The organism is Oerskovia flava (assembly GCF_026163685.1).
Lineage (GTDB): Bacteria > Actinomycetota > Actinomycetes > Actinomycetales > Cellulomonadaceae > Oerskovia_A > Oerskovia_A flava.
This window is the reverse complement of record NZ_JAOXSR010000009.1, coordinates 108,647-135,034: the sequence shown is the minus strand read 5'-3', so window position 1 is coordinate 135,034 and position 26,388 is coordinate 108,647. Positions and strand designations below refer to the sequence as shown.

General features: G+C 74.0%; 23 protein-coding genes. 11 read left to right on the top strand and 12 right to left on the bottom strand.

From position 1 onward, the window contains the following. Positions 1 to 22 precede the first annotated feature (22 nt). Positions 23 to 2,314, bottom strand: a complete 2,292-nt coding sequence (locus OHL10_RS14765; RefSeq protein ID WP_265522988.1) for a choice-of-anchor I family protein — start codon at positions 2,312 to 2,314, stop codon at positions 23 to 25. A 170-nt stretch (positions 2,315 to 2,484) separates the two neighbouring features. Here OHL10_RS14765 and OHL10_RS14760 point away from each other — a divergent pair, with 170 nt between their 5' ends. After that, positions 2,485 to 2,961, top strand: a complete 477-nt coding sequence (locus tag OHL10_RS14760) for an NUDIX hydrolase (RefSeq protein ID WP_265522987.1) — start codon at positions 2,485 to 2,487, stop codon at positions 2,959 to 2,961. Positions 2,962 to 2,967: 6 nt separating this feature from the next. Here OHL10_RS14760 and OHL10_RS14755 read toward each other — a convergent pair whose 3' ends face one another. The 7 genes from OHL10_RS14755 to OHL10_RS14725 form a co-directional block, all read right to left on the bottom strand. Beyond that, entirely contained in the window at positions 2,968 to 3,096 is a 129-nt protein-coding gene (locus tag OHL10_RS14755; RefSeq protein WP_265522986.1) for a hypothetical protein, read from the bottom strand. Positions 3,097 to 3,210: 114 nt separating this feature from the next. Further along, complete coding sequence (locus OHL10_RS14750) at positions 3,211 to 4,371, bottom strand: acetyl-CoA C-acyltransferase (protein ID WP_265523044.1); 1,161 nt, start codon at positions 4,369 to 4,371, stop codon at positions 3,211 to 3,213. Positions 4,372 to 4,553: 182 nt separating this feature from the next. Continuing rightward, positions 4,554 to 5,807, bottom strand: a complete 1,254-nt coding sequence (locus OHL10_RS14745; protein ID WP_265522985.1) for an acyl-CoA dehydrogenase family protein — start codon at positions 5,805 to 5,807, stop codon at positions 4,554 to 4,556. 96 nt (positions 5,808 to 5,903) lie between these two features. Next, a complete protein-coding gene (pnuC, locus tag OHL10_RS14740; RefSeq protein ID WP_265522984.1) occupies positions 5,904 to 6,584 on the bottom strand; it encodes a nicotinamide riboside transporter PnuC in 681 nt (226 codons plus the stop codon). 112 nt (positions 6,585 to 6,696) lie between these two features. Next, complete coding sequence (locus OHL10_RS14735; protein ID WP_265522983.1) at positions 6,697 to 7,485, bottom strand: TetR/AcrR family transcriptional regulator; 789 nt, start codon at positions 7,483 to 7,485, stop codon at positions 6,697 to 6,699. Positions 7,486 to 7,495: 10 nt separating this feature from the next. Continuing rightward, positions 7,496 to 8,158, bottom strand: coding sequence for a DUF1684 domain-containing protein (locus OHL10_RS14730; RefSeq protein WP_265522982.1), 663 nt, complete (start codon positions 8,156 to 8,158; stop codon positions 7,496 to 7,498). A 75-nt stretch (positions 8,159 to 8,233) separates the two neighbouring features. Next, a complete protein-coding gene (locus OHL10_RS14725; RefSeq protein WP_265522981.1) occupies positions 8,234 to 9,352 on the bottom strand; it encodes a class I SAM-dependent methyltransferase in 1,119 nt (372 codons plus the stop codon). A 160-nt stretch (positions 9,353 to 9,512) separates the two neighbouring features. Between OHL10_RS14725 and OHL10_RS14720 the strand changes: the two genes are divergently transcribed. Continuing rightward, positions 9,513 to 10,976: a 3' terminal RNA ribose 2'-O-methyltransferase Hen1 gene (locus OHL10_RS14720; protein WP_265522980.1), complete on the top strand. Its 1,464-nt coding sequence runs from the start codon at positions 9,513 to 9,515 to the stop codon at positions 10,974 to 10,976. Further along, positions 10,973 to 13,615, top strand: coding sequence for a polynucleotide kinase-phosphatase (locus tag OHL10_RS14715; protein ID WP_265522979.1), 2,643 nt, complete (start codon positions 10,973 to 10,975; stop codon positions 13,613 to 13,615). The genes OHL10_RS14720 and OHL10_RS14715 overlap by 4 nt, the downstream gene beginning before the upstream one ends. 30 nt (positions 13,616 to 13,645) lie before the next feature. Here OHL10_RS14715 and OHL10_RS14710 read toward each other — a convergent pair whose 3' ends face one another. Next, entirely contained in the window at positions 13,646 to 13,825 is a 180-nt protein-coding gene (locus OHL10_RS14710; RefSeq protein WP_265522978.1) for a hypothetical protein, read from the bottom strand. Positions 13,826 to 13,997: 172 nt separating this feature from the next. Then, positions 13,998 to 14,210 carry a hypothetical protein gene (locus tag OHL10_RS14705; RefSeq protein WP_265522977.1) on the bottom strand — a complete coding sequence of 71 codons (213 nt, stop codon included), beginning with the start codon at positions 14,208 to 14,210 and terminating at the stop codon, positions 13,998 to 14,000. 54 nt (positions 14,211 to 14,264) lie between these two features. Here OHL10_RS14705 and OHL10_RS14700 point away from each other — a divergent pair, with 54 nt between their 5' ends. Further along, complete coding sequence (locus tag OHL10_RS14700) at positions 14,265 to 14,585, top strand: hypothetical protein (RefSeq protein WP_265522976.1); 321 nt, start codon at positions 14,265 to 14,267, stop codon at positions 14,583 to 14,585. Between the two features lies 1 nt (position 14,586). Here the strand turns inward: OHL10_RS14700 and OHL10_RS14695 are convergent, their stop codons facing one another. After that, positions 14,587 to 15,474 carry an LLM class flavin-dependent oxidoreductase gene (locus OHL10_RS14695; RefSeq protein ID WP_265522975.1) on the bottom strand — a complete coding sequence of 296 codons (888 nt, stop codon included), beginning with the start codon at positions 15,472 to 15,474 and terminating at the stop codon, positions 14,587 to 14,589. A gap of 67 nt (positions 15,475 to 15,541) precedes the next feature. On the opposite strand from OHL10_RS14695, the gene OHL10_RS14690 reads away from it, so the two are divergent. From OHL10_RS14690 to OHL10_RS14660, 7 genes are all read left to right on the top strand, one after another. Beyond that, on the top strand, positions 15,542 to 17,089 hold the full coding sequence (locus OHL10_RS14690; protein WP_265522974.1) for a phytoene desaturase family protein: 1,548 nt from the start codon (positions 15,542 to 15,544) through the stop codon (positions 17,087 to 17,089). A 22-nt stretch (positions 17,090 to 17,111) separates the two neighbouring features. After that, positions 17,112 to 18,035 (top strand): LLM class F420-dependent oxidoreductase, encoded by a 924-nt coding sequence (locus OHL10_RS14685; RefSeq protein WP_265523043.1) that lies wholly within the window; start codon positions 17,112 to 17,114, stop codon positions 18,033 to 18,035. A 468-nt stretch (positions 18,036 to 18,503) separates the two neighbouring features. After that, the gene (locus OHL10_RS14680) at positions 18,504 to 20,261 is read left to right on the top strand and encodes a glycosyltransferase (RefSeq protein WP_265522973.1); all 1,758 of its coding nucleotides are present in this window, start codon (positions 18,504 to 18,506) and stop codon (positions 20,259 to 20,261) included. Continuing rightward, positions 20,258 to 20,989: an efflux RND transporter periplasmic adaptor subunit gene (locus OHL10_RS14675; RefSeq protein ID WP_265522972.1), complete on the top strand. Its 732-nt coding sequence runs from the start codon at positions 20,258 to 20,260 to the stop codon at positions 20,987 to 20,989. The genes OHL10_RS14680 and OHL10_RS14675 overlap by 4 nt, the downstream gene beginning before the upstream one ends. Beyond that, the gene (locus tag OHL10_RS14670; protein WP_265522971.1) at positions 20,986 to 23,130 is read left to right on the top strand and encodes a glycosyl hydrolase; all 2,145 of its coding nucleotides are present in this window, start codon (positions 20,986 to 20,988) and stop codon (positions 23,128 to 23,130) included. The genes OHL10_RS14675 and OHL10_RS14670 overlap by 4 nt, the downstream gene beginning before the upstream one ends. A 49-nt stretch (positions 23,131 to 23,179) precedes the next feature. Continuing rightward, entirely contained in the window at positions 23,180 to 24,538 is a 1,359-nt protein-coding gene (locus OHL10_RS14665) for a uracil-xanthine permease family protein (protein WP_265522970.1), read from the top strand. Between the two features lie 178 nt (positions 24,539 to 24,716). Next, positions 24,717 to 25,649, top strand: a complete 933-nt coding sequence (locus OHL10_RS14660; protein ID WP_265522969.1) for a type IV toxin-antitoxin system AbiEi family antitoxin domain-containing protein — start codon at positions 24,717 to 24,719, stop codon at positions 25,647 to 25,649. A gap of 107 nt (positions 25,650 to 25,756) precedes the next feature. On the opposite strand, the gene OHL10_RS14655 is transcribed toward OHL10_RS14660, so the two are convergent. After that, positions 25,757 to 26,383, bottom strand: a complete 627-nt coding sequence (locus OHL10_RS14655) for a GNAT family N-acetyltransferase (RefSeq protein ID WP_265522968.1) — start codon at positions 26,381 to 26,383, stop codon at positions 25,757 to 25,759. Between the last annotated feature and the right edge of the window lie 5 nt (positions 26,384 to 26,388).

Sequence of the window (26,388 nt, the reverse complement as noted above, 5' to 3'; positions counted from 1 at the left end):
TCGACCCTCGCTCACCGCCTGCTCACCGCACGCGGACCGTGAGGTCCTTGCTCGCCGTGGTGCCGGCGTCGTTCGTCGTCTCGATGCGGTAGGTGTACGAGCCGCGCTCGCGACCCTCGAGCGGCACCCGGACCTGCTGGGCCGCGGGCGTGCGGTCCGTCAGCTCGCCGGCGGCCACCTCGACGTCGTCCTCGTACAGGACCCAGCTGGTCGCGTTGGTGCCCCACCACATGTCGGCCTGGACGGTGTAGTCGCTGCCGCCGCGGTGGTTGTCGTGGCTCAGCCGCGCGACGCCCGGGTTCGCGTCGGTCACCTTCACCGTGTGCGTGCGGCACGGCGTGGTGCCCGCCGCGTTCACGAGCTCGCACGTGTAGGCGTAGGTGCCGTTCGTCCGGCCCGTGAGGGGGACCTCGATCTTCTGCGCGGCCGGCGTGGCGTCCACGAGGCGCTGGGTGTGGACGAGCTCGCCGTCCTCGAAGAGGCGGAACGTCGTGCCGTTCTGGCCCCACCACAGGTTCGCGGTGATGGTGTACGACCCGCCGCGGATGCCGTCCCACGAGCTGTCGTCGCTCAGCACGGGCTTGCCCGGCGCCGTCGTCGGGGCCGGACCGCCCACGGAGAACAGCGTCGTGGTCCCGGAGACCTCGCTCGCGACGGCGAGCAGCGGGGTGCCGGTCGGGGAGTCCGCGCCCGGGATGAACGCCAGACCCTCGGGCCCGAGGTCGCCTGCCTGCGCGAGCGCGGCGTCCTGGTCGTCGGCGTCCTCGACGGAGACCGACAGGTCGCGGTTGTTGACGTACGTGACGTACCGCGCGTCGTCGGGCGTGGTGATGTCGTAGACGATCACGCCGCCTACGCGCTCGAAGCCGATGAACGCGTAGGTGCGGCCGTCGACCTCGCCGATGGCGAGGTTCTCCGGCTCGGGGCCCTTGTCGTCCGAGCGGCCCTCGAGGTTCGTCGCCGAGTGGTTGGAGTTGAACGCCTCCGGCGCGACCGCGGCCGTGATCTGCTCGAAGTCGTCACCGGAGTCGAAGACCCGCTCGCCCGCCGTCGTCCAGATGGAGAAGGACCGGGCGCCGAACGCGTACAGCTCCTCGTAGCACGAGCCGTCCGCGGCGAGCCCGCTCGCGGTTGAGACGTTGAGGCGGCCGAGGTCCGCGTCGCCCCGCAGGCCGGCCGCCGGGCTGTCCGTGCACACCGGCGCGAGCCCGCCCTTGCCGAGGTCCTTGACGCGGGCCGGCTCGGCGTAGTCGCCCCACTCGCGCGCGTCGCCCTCGTTGGCGGTGACGAGGTAGGTCTCGCCGTCCGCGACGTAGGCGTTCATGCCGTCGGGCATGTACAGGCCCTTGACGGGCACGGGGCGGATGTCGATCCGGCCGTCCCGGTCGGACGGGTCCATGCCGTTGCCCGGCAGGGAGTGGTCCTTGGCGCCCAGCGGCCAGATCTCCGTGACCTGCGCGGCGTCGAGGTCGACGACGGCGGTCGCGTTGTTCTCCTGGAGCACGACGTAGGCCGTGGTCGAGGAGGCGTCGACCACGACGTACTCCGGCTCGAGGTTCGCCGACACCGGGCGCTCCGCGTCCTCGAGCCCGGCGAAGATCCGCACCTCGTCGGGCAGGGTGGCGCTCCCGCCCTCCTCGAACGCGTGGAAGGTTGCCGTGCGGACGGCGTCCTGCCCCGGCACCGCGACGGTGCCCGGCAGGTCCACGACCGAGACGGAACCCTCGGGGTCGACCGTGTAGTCGTCGTCGGGCTCGCCCTCGTTCGCGACGACGGCGCGGCGGCCGTCGGGCGTCACGGTCACCATGTCGGGCAGCGCGCCCACCCGGACCGCGCCGAGCGTCGCCCCGTCGTCGGCGGCGTCGAAGAGCACGAGCCAGCCGTCGTCGGTCTTCACGTCGGACTGGACGGCGACGATCCCGAGACCGTCGGGGCGCACGGCGACCGAGTTGGCGACCGCACCCGCCGGGACGGTGGTGCCGTCCGCGGAGCTCACCCCGGTCGTGTCGAGCGTGTGCAGCAGCACCGGCTGCGTCGGGTCCGCGATGTCGAGGACCTGCACGGCACCCTGCGCGGCGTTGACGACGAAGAGCCGCTGGGACGCGGCGTGGTGCGCGACGATCTCCGCCGCCGACTCGTCGAACACGCCGCTCTCGAAGGTGCCGAGCGGGGAGAGGGACAGCGCGGCATCCTCGGCGGAGTCCGAGACCGGGTCGTCGACGATGCCCGCGGCCGCGGGCAGGGTGGCGGTGGCCAGCGCGGCGCACAGGCCGAGGCCGAGCGTCGTGGCGAGCGCGCGGGAGGGCAGGTGCACGGGGGAGCCTCCAGGATGTGGGGCGCGCGCGAGCCGCGCACCGGACGTCGTGGACGCTAGGTGGCGCCGATGACCGGCCGGTGGAGCGTGGCGGTCGCGCCGGTGGCGTGCGCGTGAACGCGGGGCAGGTCGCACGGCGCGTGGGCAGGAAGAGGGTGTAGGAAGAGGGGATGGCGCTCAGCGCGGGACTGCTGCTCTACCGGGTGCGCGACGGCGCACCCGAGGTGCTGCTCGGCCACATGGGCGGTCCGTTCTGGGCCCGCAAGGACGCGGGGGCGTGGACGATCCCCAAGGGAGAGCCGGACGCCGGTGAGGACCTGCACGCCACGGCGGTGCGGGAGTTCACCGAGGAGCTCGGGGCGCCGCCGCCCGACGCGCAGGTGCCGGACCTCGACCTGGGGGAGGTGCGCCAGCGCGCCGGGAAGGTGGTGCGGGTCTGGGCCCGGGCCGGTGACCTCGACCTCGACGCGGAGCGGGCGGGCTCGAACACCGTCGAGGTCGAGTGGCCGCCGCGGTCGGGGCGGCGGCTGGAGTTCCCGGAGCTCGACCGGGTGGGCTGGTTCGACCTCGACCGCGCGCGGGGTCTGGTCGTCAGCGCGCAGGCCGAGCTGCTCGACCGCCTCGACGCGGCCCTGCGCGCCGGGTGAGGTGCGTCAGGCGAGCAGCTCGGGAGCGGCGAGGACACCGGCGACGAGGCCGAGGACGACGGCCGCCACGGCGGTCGGGACGTGCAGCGGTCGCGGTCGGACGATCGCGGTGCGGGTGCGCTGGAGCAGTGCCATGCGGTGGTGCCTCGTCTCGGGGGGTTCGGGACCCAGGTGGGCCGTTCTACCGAGAGAGACAGTGCGGGCGGCTGTTCATGACGCCGCCCGCACGACCAGGTGCTGCGACGTGCGTCACGCCCGCAGGACGAGCGCGTCTCCCTGCCCGCCGCCGCCGCACAGCGCCGCGGCGCCCGTGCCGCCGCCCCGGCGCCGCAGCGCGAGCGCGAGGTGGAGCGCGAGGCGGGCCCCGGACGCCCCGACCGGGTGGCCGAGGGCGATCGCGCCGCCGTCGGCGTTGACGCGCTCGGCGTCGATGCCGAGGTCCGCGACCGACTGCAGCGCGACCGCGGCGAACGCCTCGTTGATCTCGACGAGGTCGAGGTCCCCGACGGCGATCTGCTCGCGCTCCAGCGCGTGCTCGATCGCGCGCGCGGGCTGGGAGTGCAGGGAGTTGTCGGGGCCGGCGACCTGTCCGGCCGCACCGATCTCGGCGAGCCACGGGAGCCCGTTGCGCAGCGCGAAGGCGCGGCTCGTCACCACGACCGCCGCGGCGCCGTCGGACAGCGGGGAGCTGGACCCGGCGGTGATGGTGCCGTCCGCGACGAACGCGGGCTTCAGCCGGCTCAGCGCCTCGAGCGTCGTGTCGGCGCGGATGCCCTCGTCGTCGGCGACGACGACGGGCTCGCCGCGGCGCTGCGGGACGCTCACGGGGGTGATCTCCTCGGCGAGGTGACCGGCGTCGCGCGCGGCGGCCGCGAGGTGGTGCGAGCGGACGGCGTACTCGTCCTGCTCCGGGCGGGCGATCCCGCGCGTCGTGCAGCCGAGGTCGGTGGCCTCGCCCATGATCCGGCCGTCGAACGGGTCGCGCAGGCCGTCGTAGGTGAGCGAGTCGGCCAGGGTGGCGTCGCCGAAGGTGTACCCCGCCCGCGAGCCGAGCAGCAGGTGCGGGGCGTTCGTCATGGACTCCTGGCCGCCTGCGACGACGACGCTCGCCTCACCCGTGCGCACGAGGCGGGCCGCGTCGATGATCGCCGTGAGGCCGGACAGGCACAGCTTGTTGATCGTGACGGTCGGCACGTCCCAGCCGATGCCCGCCGCGATCGCGGCCTGGCGTGCCGGACCCTGCCCCGCGCCGGCCTGGATGACCTGGCCCATGATGACCGTGTCCACCTGGTCCGCGCGCACCTGGGCGGCCGTCAGCGCCCCACGGATGGCGTGGGCGCCGAGCTCCGTCGCGGACAGCGACGCGAGCGCCCCGCGGAAGCGCGTGAACGGCGTGCGGGCACCGTGCAGGAGGACGGGCGTGCGCTCGTCCTCGGGTGTGGTGGGGACCTGCGCGCCGGTCTGGTCGGTGTGCTCGGGGACGGTGCTCACGGTGTGCTCCTGGCTCGGGTCGAGACGAAGGCCCCGGCGCCGCGAGGAGGGGCGAGCGGCGCCGGGGAGCGGAGGGCGCGGGCCGTGCCCGCGCGGGTGGGTCAGGCGAACGCCGAGACCCCGGTGATGTCGCGGCCGACGATGAGCGCCTGGACGGACTCGGTGCCCTCGTAGGTGTGCAGGGCCTCGATGTCGGCGAAGTGCCGGGCGACGCGGTGCTGCAGGAGGATCCCGTTGCCGCCGAGCATGTCGCGCGCGACCGACGCGATCTGCCGGGCGCCCCGCGTGCACGTGTACTTCGCGAGCGACGCCTGCGGCCCGGAGAGCGTCCCGGCCTCCTCGAGGCGCGTCATCGCGGCGACCGTGAGCTGGAGCTGGGTGAGCGTGCTGAGCATCGACGTCAGCCGCTCCTGGACCATCTGGTTCGCCGCGAGCGGGCGCCCGAACTGCACGCGCTGCCTCGCGTAGGCGACCGCGGTCTCGTAGCACGCGACCGCGTGCCCGACGGCGGCCCACGCCACCCCCAGTCGCGTCGCCGCGAGCACCCGGCCGGTGTCCTTGAAGGACCGTGCGCCGGGCAGCGCGTGGTCGGCGGGGACGAACACGTCGTCGAGCACGACGTGCGCCTGCCAGATCGCGCGGAGCGACACCTTGCCGGTGATGGTCGTGCCGGTGTAGCCGGGGGTGTCCTGGGGGACGACGAACCCGTGGACCTGGCCGTCGCCGTCGTCCGCACCGTCGTTGCTGACGAGGCGCGCCCACACGACGGTGATGTCGCCGGAGGACCCGTTGCCGATCCACTTCTTCTCGCCGTCGAGGACGTACCCGTCGACGCCGTCGCGGGTCGCCCGGCGGGCCGTGGTCTCGAGCGAGACCGAGTCGGAGCCGTGCGTGGGCTCGGTGAGCGCGAACGCCCCGAGGATCTCGCCGCGGGCCATGGGCTCGGCGTACCGGGCGCGCTGCTCGTCCGAGCCGAGCATCTGGATCGACCGCAGCGCCAGGCCGCCCTGGACACCGCAGATCGTGGCGACCGAGCCGTCGCCCCGCGACATCTCCATGGCGGCGAGGCCGGCGCCGAGCACGGAGACGCGGGGGTGGTTCTCGACGTCGACGCCGTCGCGCAGGAGGTCGACCTCGCCCATGCGCTTGACGAGGTCGAGCGGTACCTCGGCGCGCTCCCAGTGGTCGTCGATGACGGGCAGGACCTCGTCCTGGACGAACTGCCGGACCAGCTGCTGGTGGGCGCGGTCCTCGGCGGTGGCGTGCGCGAACGCGCCGGCGTAGTCGACGTCGAGCGGGGTGGTGAGGTCGTAGGACGGCTCGGTGACACCGGGCGTGACGGGTGGGGTGGGCATCGGTGCTCCCTGGTCTCGGACGGGCTCCCCCCATCGTGCGCTGATATCAGGTCTCACGTCAAGAGACGCAGTATCAGACGGCCTCCGAGCGGCACCTCAGGTCGTGAGCACCCGCGCCCGGCGGTCGACGCGCCACCACACGAAGAACCCGACGAGGGTGAAGGCGCCGTAGAACATGTACATGAACGCCGAGGCGTAGTAGCCCGCGCTGAGCAGGAGCGGGACGCCGACGACGTCGACCGCGACCCACACGAGCCAGAACTCGACCCAGCCCTTCGCCATGCCGTACGTCGCGAGGAGGGACCCCATGAAGATCCACGCGTCCGCCCAGACGGGCTCGTACGACTCGAGCGCGCGGAAGACCGGGGTGAGCAGCGCCGTCCCGCCGACCAGCGCGACGACGAGGAACACCCGCTCGCGCGCCGACGCCCAGCGCGGCACGACGCCGACGCCGTGGCTGTCGGCGTCCGCGTCACCGGTGCGTGCACGCACCGCGCGCCACTGCACCCAGCCGTAGACCGACACGGCGAGGAACATGACCTGCCGGGCGGCCTGGCCGAGGAGGTTGACCGGGTTCGGCGTCGCGAACACCGCGCCGAGGAACACCGTGAGCAGGAGCAGGTTGCCCACGATGCCCACGGGCCACGCCCACACCTTGCGCCGCATCCCGCCGAGCGCGGAGGCCAGCCCGAACCCGTTGCCGACGATCTCGCGCCAGAGCAGGTGCTGGTCACCGAGGGTGAGCTGCGCGTCGAACAGCGCGTCGATCAGGTCCATCTCGTCCTCGTCTCCCGGGCGGCCGCGCCGCTCACGGGGCGGTCAACGCGAAGAACAGGGGCGCGCATTCCCGCTGGACGCGTGCACTCGCCGGAGGCCGCGGGACGCCCGCTCAGGAGAGCGCGTCGCGGACGGCGCGGGAGACGGCGGCCGCGACGTCGTCGGGCCGCTCCGCGCCGCCGGCACCCTCGACCACGGTGACGACGACCCGTGCGCGCCCGGCCGTGCCCGCCTCGACGTCGGTCGAGGCCGTCCCGGTCGGGTGCGCCGCGCCGCGCGGCGCCGCCGCCCGGCGCAGGTCGGCGAAGGCTTCCTCGAGGTCGGGTCGCAGGTCGAGACCGGGGGCGCGCAGCCACCGGCGCAGGAGCGCGTTGTGCACCGCCACGACGGACGCCGCGAACGCGACCGACGCGGTCGACGTGCGGGCGCTCTCCGGGAGGGTGTCGCGCAGGTAGGCGGTGAACGCCCGCTCGTAGCGGTGGGTCGTGACGAGCTCGCGGTCGCGCAGCGCCGGCACCTGCTGGAGGAGCTGGTGGCGGGCGAGCGACGTCTCGCGCTGGGCGACGTGGTGGTCGAACACGAGGCGCGCCGCCCGGCACACCTCGACGTACGGGTCGTAGGACGCGTCCCACGCCCGGTCCGGGTCGGTCGGCGCGCCACCGTTCCCACGGGCCTCCGGGCGGGTCGCGGCGAGCAGCACGACGACCTCGTCGAGGAGGAGCTCGTGGTCGGCGAAGATCACGTCCTCCTTGGAGCGGAACCGGCGGAAGAACGTGGCGCGGCTGATGTGCGCGGCGTCGGCGATGTCCTCGACGGTGGTCTGCTCGTAGCCCTGCCGCGTGAACAGCTCGATGGCGGCGTCGACGGCCTGGGTGTGCGTGCGGGATCGGACGGCGCTCATGGGTGGGACGTTACCCGGGTGTCCCGCCCGGCTGCTGCTCGCCGCACCCCAGGGCGACGTCCAGCACGTTCCCGGGCGGGGCGAGCGGGCACGCCCACGCGGGGTCGTAGGCGCACGACGGGTTGTACGCGAAGTTGAGGTCGACGACCAGCGTCGGGCCGTCGTCGGCCGTCCCCGAGCCCGTGCCCGACGGCACCCGGCCCGGTCCGAGGTCGGCGCCCTTGACGGTGTCGAGCAGGTAGCGACCGCCCCCGTAGGTCCAGGTGCCGGCCGCGGCGTCCTTGACGGGGACGAACAGCCCGCCGCCGTAGGAGCGCAGCGCCCACACGTCGAGCCCGCCGAGGCCGGGCAGCTCCAGGCGGCCCACCCGTTCGAAGGGCACGACGCCGTCGGTCCCCGTGGGCACGTCGAGGCGGGCCGTCCCCGCGGCCCGGACCGGGACCTCGAACCGCATCGCCGGGTCGTAGGGGCCGACGGGCAGGCCGGTGAACGCGGCGCGGTCCTCGGGCAGGAGCGGCGAGGCGGGGTGCTCGGCGAAGAGGTCGTCGCGGGCCGCGACCCAGTACTCGTGCGCGGCGGCCGGGTCGTCGGCCGCGAGGGCTCGCACGGTCGCGTACAGGTGGTGGACCCGGCGGCGCCAGTCGACGACGTCGAGCTCGGGGACGGGGCTCATCGAGACAGCGTCGCAGGGATCGCCCGGCGCCGCAGCGGCGCCGGAGCCCGGTCTGTCAGGCCGGCCATGCCGGCCTCAGGTCAGGCGGTAGAACCGGAAGAACGCGAAGTCCTCGATCGGCAGGACCTCGACCCCCGTGAAGCCGGCCTCGAGGGCGTACCGGCGCAGGACGGGTGGTCGGATCACGGTGCCCGTCCCGGCCGACGGTGACGAGGACAGCCCGTCGGGCAGGCAGAACAGGATGCTGTACCCGTACATGACCCGCTCGACGTCGTCGCCGGGGGCCTGCAGGTCGTCCGCCACGGCCTCGTCCATGACGACGACGACCCCGTCCGGCCGGACCGCGCGCCGCACGCCCTCGAGCACCTCCACGGGGCGCGGCATGTCGTGGACGCACTCGAACGCGAACGCGGCGTCGAACGGCTCGGCGCCCAGGGACTCGGCCGCGTCCGCCTGGTGGAAGGTGACCCGGTCCGTCAGACCCGCGTCCCGGGCGTTCGTCCGGGCGGCGGCGATCGACGGGGTGTCGACGTCGACGCCGTGCAACGACGCCTCGGGGTAGGCCTGCGCGAGGGCTAGCGTCGACCAGCCCAGGCCGCAGCCGACGTCCAGGACGCGCGCGCCGGGACGGCTCAGGACGTCGTGCACCTGCGGCACCCCGGCCAGGGCGGGTGCGAGCTCGCGCTCGAACCAGGGTCGGTTGACGGCGGCCTGCGCCTCGCGGGCGTCTTCGCCGAGCTGCTCCCAGCTCACCCCGCCACCGTGGCGGTACGACTCCAGCAGGTGTTCGAGCTGGGGTCCCGCGGCCGCGACGAACCGGCTCAGCGGCGCGACGTACGACAGGCTGTGCTCGTCGGTGAGCACCTCGGCGTGCGCGGCCGGCAGGGCGAAGCGCCGCAGGTGGGGCCCTTCCGGTCCGCCGGGCGGCGCACCGTCTGTCGGGTCGCCCGGGGCGACGACCAGCAGGCCCGAGGTGGCCTGCTGCTCGAGCCACTCGCGGGCGTACCGCTCCTGGGTGGCGGTGCTCGCGGCGAGCTCGGCCGACGTCAGCGGGCCGGCCCCGGCGAGCGCCCGGTACCACCCGAGCCGGTCGCCGAGGTAGACGCTGAGGATCTCGAACGCGCCGAGGGTCGAGGCGAAGAGCCGTTCGGCGAACGCCTCGGCCGTGGTCGTCGTCTGCTGGTCCGTGCTCATGGAGGCTCCCGTCACCGGCGCTGCCGCCCGTGAGCCACCTCGCTCCCGGCGGTGCGCGTCTGCGGGCCCCGGACGACGGGGTCCTGCCTCCTGACGGTAGTCCTGTGCCCGCGGCAGGTCGAGACCTGTCGGCAGGCCCACCCGTGGCAGCATGACGGCCATGCTCGTGACCCTCTCCGCGTCGGCGACCCCGGACGCCGGCCTCGTCGACGCGACCGACCTCGGGTACCTGCTGCACAAGCACCCCGACCGCGCGCAGACGTTCGACCTGGCGGTGGGCCGCGCGCACGTGCTCTACCCGGAGGCGACCGCGCAGCGGTGCACGGTGGCGCTGCTCCTCGAGGTCGACCCGGTCGGGATCGTACGGAACAAGCGGTTCGGCGGCTCGGACGCGTTCTCTCTCGCGCAGTACGTCAACGACCGCCCCTACGCCGCGTCCTCGATGGTCGCGGTCGCGGTCGGTCAGGTCTTCCGCAGCGCCATGGCGGGGCGGTGCGAGGCCCGCCCCGAGCTCACCGGCGTCCGGCTCGACCTGGAGATCCACGTGCCGTCCCTGCCGTGCCGCGGCGGGGCGGACCTCGCGCGCCGGCTCTTCGAGCCGCTGGGCTGGACCGTGGCCGCGACCCCGGTGCCGCTCGACCCGGCGGTGAGCGGCTGGGGCGACTCGCGCTACGTGGACCTGCGGCTGACGGGGTCGCTGCGTCTGGCGGACGCCCTCAACCAGCTCTACGTGATGCTGCCCGTGCTCGACGATGCCAAGCACTACTGGGTGTCGACCGACGAGGTGGACAAGCTCGTGCGCGCCGGGGCCGGGTGGCTCGCCGAGCACCCCGAGCGGGACGAGATCATGCGCCGCTACCTCGCCCACCAGCGCCGGTACGTCGCCGACGCGACCGAGCGGCTGGTGACGCTCGACGGCGAGGTGGGTGCCGACGTCGGGCAGGTCGAGCCGGACGAGCAGGTGCTGGCCCCGCCGCCGCTCGCCAGGCAGCGCGCCGACGCCGTGCTCGCCGTGCTGGCGGAGGTCGGCGCGGGCAGCGTGGTCGACCTCGGCTGCGGCGAGGGGATGCTGCTGCGCCGGCTCGCCGACGACCGGCGCTACACCCGGCTGCTGGGGACGGACGTGTCCGCGCGCGAGCTGGACCGCGCGGCCACGCGGTTGCGCCTGCACGAGGCGAGCGACGCCGAGCGCGAGCGGGTGCGGCTGCTGCAGTCGTCGCTGACGTACACCGACGACCGGTTGACGGGCTTCGACGCGGCCGTGCTCATGGAGGTGATCGAGCACGTGGACCCCTCGCGCCTCGACGCCTTCGAACGCGCCGTACTCGGTCACGCCCGCCCGCGGGTGGTGGTCGTGACGACGCCGAACGTCGAGTACAACGTGCACTACCCGACCCTCGGTGGCGGGGACGGCGCCACGATGCGGCACCCCGACCACCGGTTCGAGTGGACCCGCGCGCAGCTGCGCCACTGGGCGCAGGCCGCGGGTCGGCGGTTCGGGTACACGGTCGAGCACCGGGGCATCGGGCCGCAGGACGCGGTGACCGGACCGCCCACCCAGATGGTGGTCCTCACCCGCGTCGACCGCGCCACCACCGACGGGACCGAGGGGAGCGCAGCATGAGCGAGCAGCGGGAGCTGAAGGTCCCGGCGACGAGCCTCGTGGTGCTCGTGGGCGTCTCGGGCTCGGGCAAGTCGACCTTCGCGCGCGAGCACTTCGGGCGCTACGAGACGGTCTCCTCGGACGTCTGCCGCGGGCTGGTGTCCAACGACGAGAACGACCAGGCCGCGACCGGGCGGGCGTTCGAGGTGCTCGGGACGATCGTCGCCAAGCGCCTCGAGCAGAACCTCCTGACCGTCGTGGACGCCACGAACGTCCAGCGGGCCGCGCGGGCGTCGCTCGTGGACCTGGCACGCACGCACGACGTGCTGCCCGTCGCGATCGTGCTCGACGTGCCGGAGCAGGTCGCGCTCGAGCGCAACGCCGCACGCCCGGACCGGGACTTCGGTGCGCACGTCGTGCGGCGCCAGCGCTCCGCCCTGCGGTCGTCGCTCAAGAGCCTCCAGCGCGAGGGCTTCCGCACGGTGCACGTGCTGCGCGGCGTCGACGAGGTCGCGGCCGCCCGCATCGTGCGCACCCCGCTGCTCACCGACCGCCGCGACGAGACCGGTCCGTTCGACGCGATCGGCGACGTCCACGGCTGCCTGCCGGAGCTGGTGACCCTCCTCGGGGAGCTGGGCTACGACGTCGTGCGCGACGACGCGGGCCGGCCGGTCGACGCGTCGCACCCGGACGGGCGGCGGGCGATCTTCCTCGGCGACCTCGTCGACCGCGGCCCCGACTCTCCCGGCGTGCTGCGCCTCGCCATGGGCATGGTGCGCGCGGGCCACGCGCTCGCCGTCCCCGGCAACCACGAGCACAAGCTCGTGCGCGCGCTGGCCGGGCGCGACGTCAAGGTCTCCCACGGCCTCGAGACGACGCTCGCGCAGCTCGCCGCGGAGACCGAGGAGTTCCGGGCCGACGTCGCGCAGTTCTGCCGCGACCTCGTCTCGCACCTCGTGCTCGACGGGGGAGGCCTCGTCGTCGCGCACGCAGGGCTCAAGGAGGCGTACCACAACCGGGCCTCGGGCCGGGTGCGCAGCTTCGCGCTCTACGGGGACACGACGGGCGAGACCGACGAGTTCGGCCTGCCCGTGCGTTACCCCTGGGCGAACGACTACCGCGGGCGCGCCATGGTCCTGTACGGGCACACCCCGACACCCGAGGCCGAGTGGGTCAACGGCACGATGTGCCTCGACACCGGGTGCGTCTTCGGCGGGAAGCTCACCGCCCTGCGCTACCCCGAGAAGGAGCTCGTGTCGGTCCCCGCGGCGCGGGTCTACTACGAGCCGGCGCGACCGTTCCTGCCCGAGGACGCCGAGCCGGCAGCGCAGCGCGAACCCGACCTGCTCGACGTCTCGGACGTCCTCGGACGGCGCTCGGTCGAGACCGCCGTGCACGGGCGCGTCACCGTGCCCGAGGAGAACGCCGCGGGCGCCCTCGAGGTGATGAGCCGCTTCGCGATCGACCCACGCCTGCTCACCTACCTGCCGCCGACCATGAGCCCGGTCGCGACGTCGACCCTGCCCGGCCACCTCGAGCACCCGGACTCCGCCTTCGCGACCTACGCGCGCGACGGCGTCGAGCGCGTCGTGTGCGAGGAGAAGCACATGGGGTCCCGCGGCGTGCTGCTCGTGGCCCGGGACTCGGGGGCCGGCTCGTCCCGCGTCGTCGCCGAGCGCTTCGGCATCGACGCACCCGGCGCCGTGCACACCCGGACCGGCCGGTCGTTCCTCGGGGACACCTCGGGCGACACCGCGACCGGCGAGCTCCTCGGCCGGGTCGCGGCCGCGGCGTCCGCCGCGGGCCTGTGGGACGAGCTCGGCGCCGACTGGCTCGTCCTCGACGCGGAGATCCTGCCCTGGTCGCTCAAGGCGGAGTCGCTGATCCGGGACCAGTACGCGAGCGTCGGGGCCGCCGCGCGCGCGGTGATGCCGTCGGCGCTGTCGGTCCTGGCCGCCGCGCAGGCCCGCGGGCTCGACGTGGCCGACCTGCGCGCCCGGACCTCCGCACGCGCCGCCGACGCCGACCTCTTCGCGCAGGCGTACCGCCGCTACCGGTGGGAGACGGGGGCCGCGGGCACCGCCGGTGCCCGCGCATCGGCGCTCGACGGGGTGCAGGTCGCGCCGTTCCAGGTGCTCGCGAGCGGGTCCGTCGACGGCGCGGGTGCGACGTACGCCGACCGCGACCACGGCTGGCACCTGGCGCTTGCCGACCGCCTCGTGGAGAGCGACCCCGCGCTCTTCCGCACCACCCGGCGCACGGTCGTCGAGCTGGGGGACGAGGCGTCGCGCGCCGACGGCGTCGCCTGGTGGGAGGAGCTCACCGCGGCCGGGGGCGAGGGCATGGTCGTCAAGCCCTGGCAGAACCTCGTACGCCGTACCGGCGGCAAGGGTGCGGGCGGGCTGGTCCAGCCCGGCCTCAAGGTGCGCGGCCGCGAGTACCTGCGGCTGATCTACGGGCCGGAGTACACCGAGCCGGCGAACCTCGAGCGTCTGCGCGAGCGGTCCCTCGGCCGCAAGCGGTCGCTCGCGCTGCGCGAGTACGCCCTGGGTCTCGAGGCGCTCGACCGGGTGGCGCGGGGCGAACCGCTGTGGCGGGTGCACGAGGCCGTGTTCGCGGTCCTCGCGCTCGAGTCGGAGCCGGTCGACCCGCGGCTGTGATCGGCCGGCGCAACCCGGGCGGTGGGCTCGTCAGTCGAGGGTCGCGAACGACCCGAGGGCGAGCGCCGAGAAGAGCACCACCGCGACGACCACGGCGAGGGCGACGAGCCACCCGTTCGCCCGCTCGACCGGGGGGACGTCGTCGCGCCGGACGGGCGCGAGGCGACGGCGTCGGGCGCGTGCTGCGGTCGTCACGTCCTGAGCGGTCACGAGGTCCTCCGGTGCTCTGCGGCCGTCGGGGTGCCCGACGACGTACCCCCGAGTCTTCCTGCAGACCCTCCGCCCGCACATCGACCGTCCGGTGGATCCTCCTGCGCCGCCGCTCATCCCCGAGGGGGAGCAGCGACGTACGCCGCGAGGAGGACTCGGCCCGCGGGGCAGGTCAGCGAGGTGCGTCGCGCCGCTGGTCCGTGCGCTGGAGGTACCGGATCTCGCGGAGCGCGACCGCCCCCGCCAGCACGAGCGGGATCCACGCCCACGTCCGGCCGCGCAGGAGCGAGAAGACGCTCACCGCCACCACGAGCAGCGCTCCGAGGACCGTGACGATGCTCGACCAGCGCACACCACGCGCTGCGCTCGCCGGGTCGGGTGCCATCCGTGCAGACTACCGACCCTTCACGGGGCGTGCGGCACCTGCGAGGATGCCGGGGTGACGAGCACCGAGCCCTCCGGCGGTGGCCCGGGCCCGGGTCCCGCGACCGACCCGGTCGACGACGACCCGGTCGGTTCCGCCGCGCTCGTGCTCAGCCTGCTGCTGGGTTTTGTGGTCGTCATCGGCCTGCTGATCTGTGTCGTCGTCGACGCGCCGATGCCGGTGGTGGCCCTCTTCGTCGGCCTGTCCGTCCTGGGCGCGCTCGCCTCGACCCTCTACGCCGTCCGCGACGGACGTCGCCGCGGCGCCTCGGGCCCGCGCCTGGTGTGGTCCACCGTCACCGCGCCGGCCCGCTACCTCGTGTCCTGGTGGTTCTGAGCTACCGGTGGTTCTGCGCCCCGACGGCGATCTGCTCGAACACCGCGAGGTCGGCGTCGAACAGCGTCCCGGGCACGGGCCAGTGCAGGACCATCTCGGTGATGCCCGCCTCGGCGTAGGCGCCGACGACGTCGGCGAGCTCGCCGGCCGAGGCCAGGGGGCGGTCGGGCGTGAACCCCGTGAGCAGGATCCGTTCCACGGTCGCCGGGTCCCGGCCCGCCTCGGCGCACGCGGCCTCCAGGTCGGCGACCTGCCGCGCCACGCCGCCGCGCGACGCGGCGACCGTCCCCTCGGGTCCGACCCGCGGGTCGCCCGTCGTCACCCACGCCTGGCCGTACCGCGCGGCGAGCCGGAGCCCGCGCGGACCCGTCGCCGCGATCGCGAACGGCATCCGCGGGGACTGCGTGCTGCCCGGGATCGTCCGGGCGTCGAGCGCCCGGTAGTGCCCCTCGGTGTGCGTGACGACGCGCTCGGTGAGCAGCCGGTCGAGCAGCACGGTGAAGTCCCGCAACCGGTCCGCCCGCTCGCGCAGGGACCAGCCCTCACCGCCCAGCACGGTGGCGTCCGCCGCCATCGTCCCCGCCCCGAGCCCGACCGTCACCCGCCCGCCGGACAGGTCGTCGAGCGTGACGAGGTCCTTCGCGAACGTCACGGGCTCGCGGTAGTTCGGCGAGGTCACGAGCGTCCCGAGGCGGATGCGCTCGGTCACCGCGGCGGCCCCGGCCAGCGTCGGCACCGCGCCGAACCACGTGCCGTCCCGGAACGGCTCCCGCCACGACAGGTGGTCGTACGTGTACGCCGCGTGGAACCCGAGGTCCTCGGCGCGGCGCCAGAGGTCACGGGCCTCGCGCCACGGGTAGATCGGCAGGATGACGGTCGACAGGCGCATGAGCAGACTCTACGGAACGTCGCCCGGCGGTCGGGTCCCAGGCGCGACCGCGCACTACGATCGCCGCATGCTCACCTGCGACGTCGCCGTGGTCGGCGGCGGTCACAACGCTCTCGTCGCCGCGACGCTCCTCGCCCGCGAAGGGCTCGACGTCCTCGTCCTGGAGCGGTTGCCGCACGTCGGTGGCGCCGCGATCAGCGCCCGCCCGTGGCCCGACGTCGACGCCCGCCTCTCGCGCTTCTCCTACCTCGTGAGCCTCTTCCCCGACGAGCTCGTGCGCGACCTGGGGCTCGACCTCGAGCTGCGCTCGCGGTCGACCGCGTCCTGCACGCCCTACGAGGGCCCGGACGGCCCGGCCGCGCTGCTCGTCGAGACGACGCCGGGGGAGGCGACCCGCGCCTCGTTCCGTGCGCTGACCGGCTCGGACGACGAGCTCGACGCGTGGGAGGACTTCGGGGCCGAGGTCGCCGCGGTCGCGGGTGTGCTCGCGCCGACGCTGCTCGAGCCGCTGCCCCGCGAGGGCGATGTGCGGGACCGGGTGCGGGTCGCCGTCGGGCAGCAGATCTGGGCGGACCTCGTCGACGAGCCGCTGGGGCGGGCGATCGAGCGGCGCTTCACGCACGACCTCGTGCGGGGCGTCGTCGCGACGGACGCGCTCATCGGGACGTGGACGTCGCTCGACGACGCCGCCCGCGCCGCCAACCGGTGCTTCCTCTACCACGTCGTCGGCAACGGGACGGGGGAGTGGCGGGTGCCGGTCGGCGGGATGGGTGCCGTGAGCGCGGAGCTGGAGCGCGCCGCGCGGGAGGCGGGCGCGACGCTGCGCACCGGGCACGAGGTCACGCGCGTCGAGCCCGGGCCCACGTCCGTCCGGGTGAGCGCGCTCGACGGCGCCGGGCACGAGGTCGTCGTCGAGGCGCGGCACGTGCTGTGCGGGGCAGCGCCCGCCGTCCTGGCGGACCTCCTCGGTGCACCGCGCCCCGCGACGCCGAAGGGCTCGCAGCTCAAGGTCAACCTCCTCGTCTCCCGCCTGCCCCGCCTGCGCTCGGGCGTCGACCCGCGGCTCGCGTTCGCCGGGACGTTCCACGTGGGGGAGTCGATGAGCCGTCTCGAAGCCCTGTACCGCGACCCGGCGAGCGGGCTCGGGACCGCCGGCGAGCTCTACTGCCACACGCTCACCGACCGCTCGATCCTCGGGCCGGAGCTCGCGGCGAGCGAGGCGCAGACCCTCACCTACTTCGGGCTGCACACCCCGTACGACGACCTGCTCGCCCCCGGCGCGAGGGAGGTCGCCTACGAGGCCTTCGTCGCCGCGCTCGACGCCCACCTCGCCGAGCCGCTCGCCGACGTGCTGCTGCACGCCGAGGTGAAGTCCCCGGCGGACATCGAGGCCGAGCTCGCCATGCCCGGCGGGCACATCTTCCACGGCGACCTCGACTGGCCCTGGCTGCCCGACGACGCCCCCGCCGACACCCCCGGCGCACGCTGGGGCGTGGCCACCGCGCACGACCGGATCCTGCTGTGCGGCAGCGGTGCTCGACGTGGCGGAGCCGTGAGCGGCGTCGCGGGGCACAACGCCGCGCGGGCACTTCTCGAAGAGCTCGGAGGCGTGTGAAAGTCTGGGCGGCATGACCCAGATCGACCTGCGCATCTTCACCGAGCCCCAGCAGGGGGCCACCTACGACGACATCCTCGCGGTCGCGCGCGCCACCGAAGACCTCGGCTTCGACGCGTTCTTCCGCTCCGACCACTACCTCTCCATGGGTGACGGCGACGGCATGCCCGGCCCCACGGACGCGTGGACCACGCTGGCCGGCCTGGCCCGGGAGACCAGCCGCATCCGGCTCGGCACCCTCGTGTCCTCCGCGACGTTCCGCCACCCCGGCTTGCTCGCCATCCAGGTCGCGCAGGTCGACCAGATGTCGGGCGGGCGTGTCGAGCTGGGCCTCGGCGCCGGGTGGTTCGCGCGCGAGCACGAGGCGTACGGCATCCCGTTCCCCGCCAAGCGGTTCGGGATCCTCGAGGAGCAGCTCGCCGTCATCACGGGGCTCTGGCAGACGCCCGTGGGCGAGCGGTTCGACTTCGCGGGCGAGCACTACACGCTCACCGACTCGCCCGCCCTGCCCAAGCCCGCGCAGGCGCGCGTCCCCGTCATCGTCGGCGGCCACGGACCGCGCCGCACCCCGGCGCTCGCGGCCCGCTACGCGAGCGAGTTCAACGTCGCGTTCCCGGACCCGGGCGTCCTGCCCGAGCGGCTCGAGAACGTCCGCGCCGCGTGCCAGGACGCCGACCGCGACCCCGACGACCTCGTGTACTCGGCGGCGTACGTCCTGTGCGTCGGGGCGGACGAGGCGGAGTTCCGGCGCCGCGCGGCCGCGATCGGGCGCGAGCCCGACGAGCTGCGGACCAACGGGCTCGCCGGCACGGTCGCGGAGGTCGCCGACAAGATCGCCACGACCGCCGAGGAGGGTGCGACGCGCTTCTACCTGCAGGTCCTCGACCTGGCCGACCTGGACCACCTGGACCTCGTCGCCCGAGAGGTCGCGCCGCAGCTTCTCTGACGAGCGGCTGTGCGCCATTCGGACATTCTGCTGGACGCGCGTCCAGCACCTGGACGGTCGGCACGTTCGGACGCGTGAATTCTGCGTTACCGGCGATGAACCGGGCGTTTCGGGTGGGTGCGCGAGGGGTGCGCACCGCGCACCGCAGCGGCGGCGCCGGGGGTGCCCGCCGCCGTCGGGCAGCGGGCCCTCGCGTGCCGGTGACCTGCGACGTCAGGCAACCGCCGGTGCGTGGCGCGGGGTCGTCAGGCGACGCCGACGAACCTCCGAGGGGCGCGACCCCGCCGGACCGGGGTCCGGGGTCGCGGGCTCGTTGAGCCGTCAGGGGTGCTGACGGCGCGCCGGGTCCCGCTGCTACCTTGCGACCAGACGACGAGGTGGCCCGCTGATGCGGGCCACCTCTTGTCGTCGGAGGACATTCCGGATTCCCGGGAACCCGTCCGGGCTCCCCGACAGATCGAGGTCGCCATGGCCGTCTCCGAGTTCGACCGACTGATCGTCACCCCCCGCCGCTCCGACCACGTGCGCCCCGCGCACCCCCTGCGCGCCCGCCGTGCCCTGCCCGACGACGCCCGCCCGGGCGCGCCCGAGAAGGACGAGAACCACACGTCCCGCTCGCCGTCGCTCATGATGATCGTGCTGCTCGCGACCCTCGGGGTCGTGGCCTACTCGTTCTTCCTGCTCAACCCCGCGAACCGTGGCGACTTCCTGCCGTACTCGATGGTCATCGTCGCCGAGACCGTCCTGGTCGCCCAGGCGCTCCTGGCGATGTGGACCATCCTCTCCAGCAGCCACGACCCGCGCGGCTTCGCCTACCACCACGCCCGCGACCGGCTGCACGACGTCCCGGAGATCATCCGGGACCGCACCGAGGACGACCCGAGCCGCTGGGCCGTGTACCTGCACGACAAGCCCGTCACGATCGACGTCTTCATCACGACCTACGGCGAGGACGTCGCCACGATCGAGCGCACGGTCCGGGCAGCGCTCGCCATCCGGGGCGTGCACCGCACGTGGGTCCTCGACGACGGCAAGTCCGACGAGGTGCGCGACCTCGCCGCCCGGCTGGGCGCCCGCTACCTGCGCCGCCTCACCAACAACGGCGCCAAGGCCGGGAACGTCAACTACGCGCTGTCCATCGCGAAGGGCGACTACTTCGTCATCTTCGACGCGGACTTCGTCGCCAAGCCCGAGTTCCTCGCCGAGACCGTGCCGTTCTTCGTCAGCGACGACGTCGCGTTCGTGCAGACGCCGCAGACGTACGGCAACCTCAACAACCTCATCTCGCGCGGCGCCGGGTACATGCAGGCCGTGTTCTACCGGTTCATCCAGCCGGGCCGCAATCGGTTCAACGCGGCGTTCTGCGTCGGCACCAACGTCATCTTCCGCCGGGCCGCGATCGACGACATCGGGGGCATGCACACCGACTCGAAGTCGGAGGACGTGTGGACGTCGCTCATGCTGCACGAGCGCGGCTGGACGTCGGTCTACATCCCGACGACGCTCGCCGTCGGCGACACCCCGGAGACGATCGAGGCATACACCAAGCAGCAGCTGCGGTGGGCGACCGGCGGGTTCGAGATCCTCCTGCAGCACAACCCGCTGAGCCCGCGCCGGCGCCTCACCCTCGACCAGCGCCTGCAGTACACGGTCACCGCGACCCACTACCTCGCCGGGATCGCGCCGCTGATCCTCCTGCTCGTGCCGCCCCTGCAGATCTACTTCGACCTCACGCCCATGAACCTCACGATCTCCTGGGCCACCTGGCTGCTCTACTACGCGGGCTTCTACGCCCTGCAGATCGCCATCGCGTTCTTCACCCTCGGGTCGTTCCGGTGGGAGGTCCTGATGCTCGCCGCCGTGTCCTTCCCCATCTACACGCGCGCGCTGTGGAACGCGATCACCGGCAAGGAGCAGTCCTGGCACGTCACCGGACGGTCGTCGACGGGCGAGGCGAAGGTGGCGTCCCCGTTCAACTTCATGATCCCGCAGGTGCTCGCGTTCGCGTTCCTCGCACTCACCTCGCTCGTCGGGATCTGGAAGGGCTGGGGCGACGCGATGCCGAGCCTCGCCCTCGCGTGGAACCTCACCAACACGCTCATCCTCGGCGCCTTCATCGCGACGGCGTTCCGGGAGTCGGCCCGGCTCCGCCACGAGGTGCGCAGCCGTCGCCGCCGCTCCCTGCGGCAGGGCGCGTCGACCCGCATCCTCGGAGGAGTCTCATGACCTGGTCCAACCGCCTGCGCCTCGCCGCCGGCCTCCTCGTCGTCCTCGCGGTCGTCGCCGTGGCGACCGTCGTCCTCAACCAGCGCATCGCCCAGGCCACCAGCACCACCGCCACGATCCGGTCCACGACGTACGACGTCGGCACCGACTTCGCGGGGACCCTCACCGAGTCGTTCGTCGTCGAGGGCGACGCCGTCAGCGCGGGGGACGAGCTGTTCGCGGTCCAGAGCCTCACCCTCGAGCACGCCCTGTCCGTCGGACTCGTGAGCGCGGAGTCCGCCGCCTACGAGGTCGAGGCGGACGGGACCATGACGTTGCTCGCCCCCGCGAACGGCATCGTCACCGACATCCCCACCGGCGTCGGGTCCTTCCTCCCGGCGGGGACCGTCGTCGCGACGGTCGAGCGCGCCGACTCGCTCTTCGTCGACGCGCATTTCACGCTCGACCCGCGCGACTACGCCCGGGTCGAGGACGACGCCACCGTCGTGATCGTCCTGCCCAACCAGGCAGAGATCGTCGGCGAGGTCGCGGCGATCACCGTCCAGAACATCGAGAACCAGGCCGAGTCGACCGTCGAGGTCCGCAGCGCCGACCTCGTGCGCGGGTCCGAGCACGGGCTCATCACCTCCGGCACCCCCGTCACGGCGAGCCTGCAGCTGCGCGACGACGGGGCGCTCGCGGGCGTCGGCGACTCGTTCGGGCAGTTCCTGCGCAAGGTCGGGCTGTGACGACGCCGCGAGGTGGCCTGCGCCTCGGGGCGCTCGCCGTGGCCGCCCTGATGCTCTCCGGGTGCGGGATCTTCGGCACGTCGGCGGCGGAGGAGGGCGCCGCGGACGGCGCTGCGGGCGGCTCCGGCACCGCCGGCTCGGCGGGGTCCGGTACCGCCGGGCTCACGGGGGCCGCGCTCGACGTCGACCCCTCGGTCCTGCCGCAGGAGTCCGTCGCGCCCACGCCGACGATGCGGCTCGCGGACGGGCTCGTCCCGCCGACGAACCGCTGGTTCTCCGGTCTCGTCTTCGGCGCCGGGCCGCAGCCCGTCTTCCCCGTGCCGCTCGCGTTCGGGGTCACCGACGGCGGCTACGCCTTCACGCTGCCCGAGATCGTCACGAGCGAGAAGGCGATCCTCGGCTCCTACGGCCCGCAGGTCGGTGTGGACGTCGGCGCGACGTCGACGCTGGTCTCCGCGTACGACACCGTCTCCGTCTCGCTCGACCTGCTCGACGACGCGGGCGAGGCCCTCGGGACCGTGACGATCGCCGAGGGGTCGCCCCTGGTGTCCTACACGGCGGCGACGGCCCAGACCGCGACGCTCTCCCAGGCCGTCAGCGCGGGCGACGTGCCCGGTACCTGGACGACCGAGGTGGGCGGACGCGACTACGTCCTGGTCGGGGACGGGCTCGAGGCGAGCGACGTGTCCGACGACGGGCGCGCCGTCGGGCTCGACGCGGGCGACCCGCTCGTGTGGTTTCCCGTCCCTGACGAGCTGCCGGGGGGTGAGGGGGACGCCGTCGAACGACTCGCCGCGGCGGCGGCGCGCCCCCTGACCGGGACGTCGCTCGCCTACGGCGTGGACGAGGACGTGACCACGACCGCGATCACCTACCTGACCGGCGGTCCCGACGACGCCGCGGACGACGGGACCGCGATCGTGCGGCTCCCGCACCAGCAGGGCGGCACGGTCGACGGCCAGGACGTCTGCGACCTCGGGACGTACCGGACCGTCTACGGCACGGCCGACCTGTGCCTCGGGAACGAGCTCGCCTGGAGCTCGCCGACACTCGCGCCGCGCGGCGCGCTGGACCTCGACGGGCTGGCCGACGCCGACCGGGCAGAGCTCGTCGAGCAGGTGCGGGCCGACGCGGCGGCTCGCGAGGCGCTCCCGTCCGACACGTACTTCGGGGGCAAGGCCCTCGCGCGGGACACGAACCTCCTCGTCCTGGCGGACCAGCTCGGCCTGGACGACGTCGCGGCCCCCCTGCGCACCGAGCTCACCGACGCGGTGCGCGAGTGGGCCGAGCCCGACGGCTGCGAGACCCGGGACGCCCGGTGCTTCGTGTACGACCCGGTGCTGCGCGGCGTCGTCGGGAAGACACCGTCGTTCGGGTCGGAGGAGTTCAACGACCACCACTTCCACTACGGGTACTTCCTCTACACCGCGGGGGTGCTCGCCGCCGACGACCCGGAGCTGGCCGCAGAGCTCGCACCCGTCGTCGACCTCCTCGCGGCGGACGTCGCGAACGGCGCGACCACGGACGACTTCCCCGCCCTGCGGGTCTTCGGCGCCTACCGCGGCAGCTCGTGGGCGTCCGGGTACTCGCCGTTCGCCGACGGCAACAACCAGGAGTCCTCCTCGGAGGCCGTCAGCGCGTGGAACGGGCTGGCCCTGTGGGCGGGCGTGCGCGGCCTCGACGATCTCGAGACCCAGGCGACCTGGCTGCTGTCCCAGGAGGCGGCCGCGGCCCGCGCGTACTGGACCGACCTCGACCTCGACGACCCGGTGTACGACGGGTTCGAGCACACGATCACGTCGCTCAACTGGGGCGGGAAGCGGGACTACGCCACGTGGTTCAGCGCCGAGCCGAGCGCGATGCTCGGCATCCTCGTCCTCCCGATGAGCCCCGCCGCCGACTACCTCGCCGGTGACCCCGAGCGCATCCGCGCCAACGTCGCCGACGCGCTCGCGGGCGAGCCGCAGGCCGCCGCGTCGTGGGACGTGATGTTCGGCGACTACCTGCTCATGTACGCCGCGCTCGCAGGACCCGACGACGCGGCCGCCTCCCTGGAGGTCGCCCGCGGGCTGCCCGAGGAGCGCCTCGACGACGGACTCACCCGCAGCTACCTGCTCGCGTGGATCATGGCCTACGCCTGACGGCTATCCTGCGTCCTGGCGTTGCACGAGAACCCACGGACGGAGTCCCATGAGCACCCCCACCACGTCGACCCGCGGCCCCTGGTCGGTCCACGGCGACGGCCGGCGCGTCGCGCCCGGCGAGGTCGTCTCGCCCGGCGAGCGACTCACCTGGCCGCGCACCCTCGGTATCGGGATGCAGCACGTCGTCGCCATGTTCGGCGCGACGTTCCTCGTCCCCCTCCTCACAGGGCTCTCGCCGGCGACCACGCTGTTCTTCTCCGCGATCGGCACCTTCGGCTTCCTGCTCATCACCCGCAACCGGCTGCCCAGCTACCTCGGGTCCAGCTTCGCGTTCATCGCGCCGATCGGTGCCGCCACCGCCTCGCACGGTCAGTCCGTCGCGGTCGGCGGCATCCTCGTCACCGGGGTGACCCTCGCGATCGTCGGGATCGTCGTGCACGTCGCCGGTCCGCGGTGGATCGACCTCACCATGCCGCCCGTCGTCACCGGCACGATCGTCGCGCTCATCGGGCTCAACCTCGCGCCCGTCGCGTGGGGGACGTGCCAGCAGGACGTCGTCGGCGGCGAGATCGTCGAGACCTGCACCAACGGGTTCCGCGCGGCCCCCGTCACGGCGCTGTTCACCCTCGCCGCGATCATCGCCATCACCGTGCTGTTCAAGGGCATCCTCGGGCGGCTCGCCATCCTCGTCGGCGTCGTCGCGGGGTACGTGTTCGCCGCCGTGCGCGGCGAGGTCGACCTCACCGCCGTCGGCGAGGCCGCCTGGTTCGGGTTCCCGCAGTTCGTCGCACCGTCGTTCGACGTCGCGGTCCTCGGCCTCTTCGTCCCCGTCGTCCTCGTGCTCGTCGCCGAGAACGTCGGGCACGTGAAGTCCGTCGCCGCGATGACCGGCACCAACCTCGACCCGATGATGGGCCGTGCGCTCTTCGCCGACGGACTCGCGACAACGCTCGCCGGGACCGGCGGAGGCTCGGGGACCACGACCTACGCCGAGAACATCGGCGTGATGGCCGCGACCCGGGTCTACTCCACCGCCGCGTACTGGGTGGCGGCCGCGACCGCCCTCGTGCTGAGCATGTCGCCGAAGTTCGGCGAGCTCATCAACTCGATCCCCGCCGGTGTCCTCGGTGGAGTGACGACCCTCCTCTACGGCATGATCGGCATCCTCGGCGCGCGCATCTGGGTGCAGAACAAGGTCGACTTCTCCGACCCCGTGAACCTCACCACCGCCGCCGTGCCGCTCGTCATCGGCATCGCGAACTTCACGTGGCATGCCGGCGCCGTGAGCTTCGAGGGCATCGCGCTGGGGACGGCGGCGGCGCTCGCCATCTACCACGTCATGCGCACCCTCTCCCGCTGGCGCGGCACGTCCCAGGAGCCGGCCAGCCCGGCGTCCGCCCCCTGACGCCGAACAGGCGGATTCTCGGCAGGAACGACGCATCCTGCCGAGAAACCGCCTGTTCGGCGACTGGGGTGGTGTGCACAGGGCCCAGGGAGGGAGGGCCCGTCCACAGGCCGTGGCGCGCGGCTGGGTGCGGCGCGGTGCGGCGTCGTGGGATGTCCGGGTGCCTCCTCGTCGACCTGTGCCACCCGCGCTCGAGACGGTCGCCTCCGCACAGGAGGGTCTCGTCTCCACCGCGCAGTGCCGCGCCGCCGGCGTGAGCGCCGACCGCCTCGCCCGCCTCGTGCGGTCCGGCGGATGGTCCCGGGTGACGAGGGGCGTCTACGACTCCGACCTCACCCGGGTGCGCGACCGACCCTGGGCGCACCGGCACCGCCGCGCGGCGTGGGCCGCGCTCCTCGCGTTCGGACCGGACGCGATCGCCGTCGGCTCGTGCGCACTCGCACTGCACGGCATCCAGGGCCTGCCGAGACGGGTCGTCCCGGAGGCCGCGTTGCCAGGGGCAGGGCGCCTCGTCTCCCGCGACGGTCTGAGGCTGCGGCAGTTCGACGACGGGATGACCGTCCGGCGCGTCGCCCGGCGGCTCGTCGTCACTCCCGACTGGGCGCTCGCGCAGGCGGTGCCGGAGCTGGACCGGGAGCACGCCGTGTCGGTCATGGACTCCGCGCTGTACCAGGGAGCGGTGACGCGCAGCGAGCTCGACCGCGCGCACGACCTGGCCCGAGGCCGACGGGGCGTGGCGCGGACGCACGCCTGGTGGGAGCTCGCCGACGCGCGCGCCGAGTCTCCGCTCGAGACCCGGGCGCGGCTCGAGTGCGTCGACCACGGTCTCCCACCCGACCAGCTCCAGGTCCCGCTGCCCGACGCCGACGGCACGCTCCGGCGCGGCGACATGGGGTGGCGGCTCGACGAGGAGCGCTGGCTGATCGCCGAGATCGACGGCGCGGAGGTGCACGACACACCGAGCGCCCTGTTCGCCGACCGCACCCGGCAGAACTCGCTGGTCACCAGCGGGCGCGTGCACGTCCTGCGTTTCACCGCCCGCGACCTGGGTGGGGACGGAACTGTCGCGCGCAGCGTCCGCCGAACGCTGCGAGCCCTCGCCCCCCGCTGACCCCCGCCCCCCGGGCCTCGCCGAACAGGCGGTTTCTCGGTAGGAACGACGCATCGTGCCGAGGAACCGCCTGTTCGGCGACTGGGGAGGGGGTGGGGGCCGGGCCGTCAGAGGCGCAGGCCGAGGACCAGGCCGCCGTCGGGGGTGTCGAGCTCGGTGAACCCGAGGTGCCGGTAGAAGCCGATCGCCGCGGTGTTGCCCGGCGCGACACCGAGGTGCAGCCCGGAGACGCCGCGTGCGCGCAGGGCGTCGAACAGCGTCTGGAGCAGGCGCCTGCCGTTGCCGCCGCCCTGTGCCTGCGGCAGCAGGTCGACGTGCAGGTGCGCGGGGTACGCGGTGGCGATGGAGCGATCCGTCGTGCGGGGCGCGTGCACCTGACCGACGAGCTGGGCGTCGGGCGAGCCTTCGGCGAACGCGCCGCGGGGATAGCGCTGCCGCAGGGGCGGCCACCACTCGCGCGCGCAGCGCGCCTCGAACGCGGCGGTGTCCTGCGTCCCCACGACGTACCCGACGGGACCGGTGCCGTCGTCGAGCACGAACGCGAGGTCGGGTTCGAGCGCGAGGTAGGCGCCGAGGTAGATCTCGCCGATCAGTCGCGGGTCGGAGTACTGACCGCTCGCGTCCTGCCCGGAGTCGCCGGTGCGCAGGCAGATGTCGTACAGCCGGTCGACCTCGGCGGTGTCGTCGGTGCGCGCCGGGCGGATCGTGGGGGAGGGCGTGGTGGAGAGAGTCATCGATG